Source organism: Pseudoalteromonas sp. SR45-5 (assembly GCF_014163565.1).
Classification (GTDB): Bacteria; Pseudomonadota; Gammaproteobacteria; order Enterobacterales; family Alteromonadaceae; genus Pseudoalteromonas; species Pseudoalteromonas distincta.
The window spans coordinates 1-5,370 of sequence record NZ_JACJDN010000259.1; the positions used below are offsets into that span (position 1 = coordinate 1).

General features: G+C 35.5%; 5 protein-coding genes. 3 read left to right on the plus strand and 2 right to left on the minus strand.

The window, feature by feature from the left end:
- The 3 genes from H5072_RS10945 to H5072_RS10955 all read left to right on the plus strand — a co-directional run.
- Window positions 1–1,017 (plus strand): tetratricopeptide repeat protein (locus H5072_RS10945; RefSeq protein ID WP_404936322.1); only part of this gene is annotated, 1,017 nt, incomplete at its 5' end.
- Complete coding sequence (locus H5072_RS10950; protein ID WP_182693539.1) at window positions 1,007–1,747, plus strand: DUF1266 domain-containing protein; 741 nt, start codon at window positions 1,007–1,009, stop codon at window positions 1,745–1,747. The genes H5072_RS10945 and H5072_RS10950, both read left to right, overlap by 11 nt.
- A gap of 250 nt (window positions 1,748–1,997) precedes the next feature.
- Entirely contained in the window at window positions 1,998–3,584 is a 1,587-nt protein-coding gene (locus H5072_RS10955) for a hypothetical protein (RefSeq protein WP_182693540.1), read from the plus strand.
- Between the two features lie 103 nt (window positions 3,585–3,687).
- Here the strand turns inward: H5072_RS10955 and H5072_RS10960 are convergent, their stop codons facing one another.
- Window positions 3,688–4,806 carry a hypothetical protein gene (locus H5072_RS10960; RefSeq protein ID WP_182693541.1) on the minus strand — a complete coding sequence of 373 codons (1,119 nt, stop codon included), beginning with the start codon at window positions 4,804–4,806 and terminating at the stop codon, window positions 3,688–3,690.
- A 21-nt stretch (window positions 4,807–4,827) separates the two neighbouring features.
- Window positions 4,828–5,370 (minus strand): DUF6892 domain-containing protein (locus tag H5072_RS10965; protein ID WP_220488587.1); only part of this gene is annotated, 543 nt, incomplete at its 5' end.

Consider the following 5,370-nt stretch of genomic DNA (forward strand, 5'->3'; position numbering starts at 1 on the left):
GATGCAGAAACACGTGTTGTTACCGATATGGAAATTGAGGTTGCATTAATAACAGCAAGGCGCGGATATATTCGAGAGTTGAGAGCTGATGAAACACAAAACGCTATAAAAATTGCGACGTTATTGTATGAAAATGGGCGATATCAGGATGCTCTATCAATTACTGAGCAATATAAACATGTATTCATAAAGCAAGCCAACTACCTACAGGCTTTATGCTTATGTAAATTACATCGTTTAGATGAAGCATATTCTGAGTTTTTATTGTTTATTGATCTATATATTGAACGCCAGCTGTGGCTATGGCCACTCATTGTTGAACTAGTAAGGTATTGTTACGATTTAATTACCTATGAATTACTAGTAGAAACAATACAAGAACATACTGCCACTTTTAGCGATTTCTATCAAACAGCCTTCTTTTCTGGCTCTTTAGAACCTCGTTGTTATACAGAACAAGAAATGGAAATACTTGAACTAACAAATGAGCGAGATTCAGTCAGACGATCACTTGAATCAATATGGCATATTGAATCAATGCAAATCTTTGCACTGGCTATATTATGTATTCGAGATACAGAGTTAGTTGATTACGAGGACCATAGTGTTGTTGAAAACCGCCAACGTGATGCCCTTAATTGTGTCAAAGAAATTAAACAATTTATGCTTTATAACCCGAGTGATTGTTTAAAGTTTTTAGAGGCTGCATTTGATCAACAAGACTATGATACTTGTATTATGTTAGCTGACATAGCAATTAAAGCCCTACGCACAGCGCCACAAGCATATTATTTTAAAGGATGCGCACTTTTAGAATTAAACGAGTATGGCAAAGCTCTAGAGTCATTTAAACAAGCAGCATACGAGTATAATACTCATCCATACGCTGTACACTCTTTGAATTCAGCCATTACGTGTGCTGAAAAACTTATCGAGCAAGGGTTGTCCTATCAAGCAACACATAATGAGCTATGTATGCAATTACAGAATAAAAAGGAGATAGTTGATGGACAATAGTCAAGCAGATTTAATGCTTAAAAGCCAATCATTAACTAATAAGCAGAAACACTGGTTAATTAGTTTATCTGGTTACCTATCGATGCAAAATGGCTATTCTCTGGATTGTTTGTTACATAAGAGTAAGACATACCCATTGCAAGCAATTATCAATGGCAATATAAAAGTATTGAAAAATAGTTATGATATACATAGCAAAGTTGACTTAGTTGAAACTCTAGATGTTTTTGCAGACACAGCTCGAAGTGGTCAGTTTATGAATTGTTTAGCCCAAAGCGTTCGTCATGACTTATACATTGAACGCTTTTTTTTAAATCAAAATGAAGATAAAAACAGTGATGAATATGTGGTTAGTGCATGGGCTCAAAAACATAATGTTGCATTATCAAACTGTGGAATTAAAGGTTTTGATATAGGACGCTCTGCGTTTTTATGCCGGTGTGCGTTTACTACTGGTTTAATCACAGAACAAGAGGCTTGGTATTATTTACTAGTACTGGGCAAAATTGCACAACAATTATTTATTGATTGGCAAGAATTTGGCATGAGTCACCTTGTTGGCCGCTTAACTTGGGTTGGTATTAACTTAACTGATCCGTCGGATAATAAACGTTATCCTAATGATTTTGATATAAAGCAAAAGATTCAATTAGATGTCGAAGAATTGACATCAATTTTAGCTGACGATGAACACCCATGGTGCCAACTCGATTGGCAAATAGATTTGTAGTCTAAAGTGCATGATTCATAGAGATCGTTTTAATATTATACGGCCTCATGAACAATGAAATTATATAGTACTTTAAATGGATTGAACTTTGCGAAGAAACTAAAAGTGTAGGCACTGTGTGCCGAAGACGCGGTATATTTAGGCTTACTATTTGTAAGTGGTTAGGTCGATAAAAAACAGACTGTCTAGTTTCCTTAAAACTCCCCAGCATCAATATTAAAGCTAAAAGATAAACACTCAGGAGATAACTTTGAATACAGAGTTAACGGATCATTTAAAAAAGTCAGCATTAGCAGCCATTATTAATTTAGATACCAGTTCAGTAAGCGCAGCTGATCTCATGTTTACTGAATTCGAAAGTAATGAAGTGATAACAAGCTTGTTATTTTTATTAGCCTTTAACGATGAAACTAATAATAAGTTCACGTTGAATGAAAAAATTAAAGATGTACTTGTTGTAAGCTGTTATGAGCACTTATCAAATAAGAATAAGTATGAATTCAATACTCAATGGTTATATAAGATCATTGATAAATGGGGCGCGGGTATCATTCAGGCGTTAATACCTCGTCACTTTTTTTCAAGGTATTTATTATTAGATCTTATTAACTATATCAGTGATTATGATATTGCAGAAACACTGCTTGATGAAATGGATAATGATGACCCTGAATATCGAACCAATGCCAAAATAGCATTATTAGATTTAAAGGGGCAAACAATTGATATAAATTATCGTAATATATTCAACTGGTTTAACGAAGATATTCAGCTAACGAGTTATGTGGCGGATGGTCGAGATGAAGCGATGAGTCTTTTGCATATTTTAAAGTATATGCTAAAGCATGAATTCCCGCTTGAATACATTAATCAAACTGTTGAAAAATTAAAGAGCTTGTTTAATGTGAAAGGCATTATGCCGTTTTGGAGAGATGCTGCCACGGCTTTAGTGCTAGCTACGAGTCATCACTCACTGGCACAAGAATATATTGCACTTGCAATGGAATTAAACGTTAGTTCAATGCCCAGCGAAGATCTTATTTTTTATCGTTTAAGTCATGGTTTGATTGATTTGCCAACAGCGTGTGATGCACTTTTGGTAGGTTACCCTATACAATCTAACCTACAGATTTTACGTGATTATTTTGCACTAGAGAAGCAGTCTGAGGTGTTTCTAGCCATTGCAGATGCAAGCTTAATCGATAACAAAAACGATAAGTTAAATGCAAATACGTTATTAACGCTTTGTGAGCATATTTCCAGTGAACATGCGTTAAATAATACACTTATGGCTCGTTTAGATCGTGAATACGCCCCAGGATTCATTTCCTATGCACTGACACACGCACCTGACAAGGTTGAATCATTATTAGTATTGGCAAGAGAGAGCCGAAGTTTATGGACCATAATTGAAGCTAATACCGAGTTTTTCTCACACACTATTCATGTTGAACCAGAGCACGCATTTAAACGTTTTTTTACTGAGGTACCAAGCGATTACATTGATTATAAATTGTTTACGGCTAATTTTACTGAACAACACTGGGCATACTTTATGTCAGGGCTTGAAGAGCATTTTGCTAGCACCACTGATTATATTAGATCAGAGACTTTGGAAGCTATCCCTATGGCTATAATACCCGAACAGTATATAGAAAAGTTTAAGCAATGGATTATTAAATTAGAATATGGATTTGACCGCGACGAAATTTTTTCTAAACTCACATTACCTGCAAACCAATTACAAGCGTTATTAATTAAGCTACAAGAGCAGCCGTTAGAAACTTTATTAGATGGAAAATTGATCTGGGCTGAGAAAAATTTAGCTCAAATCTAGACTGACAGTCACCGATTAAAAAACGGGTAACTGTCAGATCAAGTCTGAGCTAGTACACATAAACACTATATTTGAAGTTGGCCACTACATGAACTCGTTATTTCTATAAAACACTCGCTCTATCTAAGCAAGAAAGTGTTGTTTGGCCTTGCTGGTTATAGAGTTCAGCTATCTCCTCTCGGCCTTGTGCTTTTTTATCTAAACAATACAACAACTCGTTTGGGCGCATTAATTTTGCATTGATAGGTAGAAAATCAAGCTTATTATCATTCATATGCGTATTATCTAAACCAATAAACATACCAATATTACCATCAGGGTGATCAACAGACCATTCTTCAGGTGCACCATCCATGTCTAATTGTAGTGTAAGAAAACGGTGTTCTATGAGGCGCTCTTTAAAGTTATCGATATTAGGTATTATGCGGCCAATTGTTTGAATTAGGTTCATTTGCCAAGAGCTGCTAAATCTTTGAATGGATTCATTGGTTTCTATATATACCTCAAATGGTGTTTCAGGGCTTGATAAGCCACTTGTAGCAACGATCTGATTTTCCCATTCTGGTGGTGTAACCAAAACAATATTTCGCGTGCTGCCATGCCAATGAGGGTAATCTGCTAAATAAGGATTTAAAAAGCTCAGCTCTAATGTTTCGTTTATTTCACCGGCTTGTTGCCAATAAGATGATAATATTGCTTGCTCTGATTCAGTTTGTTGTTGAACATCTAAATTACTTTGCAAAAATTTACTCTTATCATAACTGCCTTTTTTCCATGGGCGTGTCATATCATTTGGTAGGCTTTCCCACGACTCTATGGCTAAATGAAAGTCGCTACTTAATGAGTCAAACTCTGCACCCTCGGCATCTAATCCAGTGTAGATTATATAATCTTCATCGAACTTAGTTTTAATGTCGTAACTACCATCACTTTCCAATTCAAAACGAGCTTTATTCCAAGGAATATCCGCTTCGTCTTTTTTCATCATTTTATAAAGTGCATAAAATGCTTCATCACCCTGAGAATTTTTCAGTACACCATCGACTATATCTATATCATAAATTTTTTCTTCGCCGCCGATATAGTAAGTTCCAGTCATAAAACCACAGGTGTTTTCTCGACTGAGACCGATATCACAATAAGCTTTATCCCACTGTTCGGGTAATGCGTTGAACATTGATTGGCCAATATGCTGGTGAATTTCTTCTGCTGAATTAAACATTGCTACTCCTAGAGATTAAAATTAAACATCCTGTTCAGTTAATTGGATATGATGTGCTTTAAAGCTGTTAATTAATTTTTTTGATGGATTACTGTGCTCTAAACCAATGACTTGTTTTAAGTTAGGTAGCAGTGGTAAGTCTTTTGATGCTTTGTTGCTTACTTTTAATACCTCATCTCCACAGCCTGGATCCCAAAAAGGCCATATCTGAGAATAAACTTCTGAGCCGCCATCGACACCGCAATCTTGTGTCAGAGAAGTGACTTTTGCTAACAGTTCCTCTGGGATATCAAGTCCTTTAAAGTAAGCGAGTACCTCGGGTATAACTTCATATCCTTCTTGCTCTTTATCAATTTCTCGCTGGTGGTATTCAGCTATAAACTCGGTAAGGTCAAACTTAGGGGTTAATAAATTTTTGTTATACATCAGCTCTTCAATAACAAGTAACTTAAAATGCAGATCGTTAAATTTGATTTTAGGTTTTTTATTAATCGGAAATGCTTTGGGTGTGTTTTTAAGAGCTAAAATTCTTTCGATAAGTTGTTCAAGCTGTACTTTTGTTTT

Bases quoted from the DNA above. Each gene is read 5' to 3' on its own strand.
- H5072_RS10950 (WP_182693539.1), top strand. From the start codon at position 1,007: ATGGACAATAGTCAAGCAGATTTAATGCTTAAAAGCCAATCATTAACT.
- H5072_RS10960 (WP_182693541.1), bottom strand. From the start codon at position 4,806: ATGTTTAATTCAGCAGAAGAAATTCACCAGCATATTGGCCAATCAATG.